The sequence below is a fragment of the Bradyrhizobium sp. Kon56 genome (assembly GCF_055807635.1).
The window spans coordinates 1-239 of the sequence record NZ_JBVVOU010000606.1; the positions used below are offsets into that span (position 1 = coordinate 1).

Annotated in this window: 1 protein-coding gene; it reads left to right on the forward strand. The window is 59.0% G+C overall.

Annotated elements, in window-relative coordinates; all coding sequences use genetic code 11:
* Positions 1–50: 50 nt before the first annotated feature.
* A partial coding sequence (locus AC0L3B_RS40220) for a hypothetical protein (protein WP_473383600.1) occupies positions 51–239 on the forward strand: 189 nt, incomplete at its 3' end.

Genomic DNA, 239 nt, shown 5'->3' on the forward strand with positions numbered 1-239 from the left:
ACCGTGCACGCCAGTTGCTCGTACTGAATTACCGGTAACAGGCGGGCACGGTGTTTGGCCAAGTCGAACTGGCCGAAGGTGGGCATAGCGCGCTGGGCATTTCCCGTGATCGTGGCGGAGAGTTTCAGATTCGCATTGATGGGCAGAATGCTCGCAGTGCGGCGCAGTTGGCCGAAATCCTGCCGTTGCAGTTGATCAACCCCGACAGCTTTCGCCTGTTGGAAGGCGCTCCCAAGATC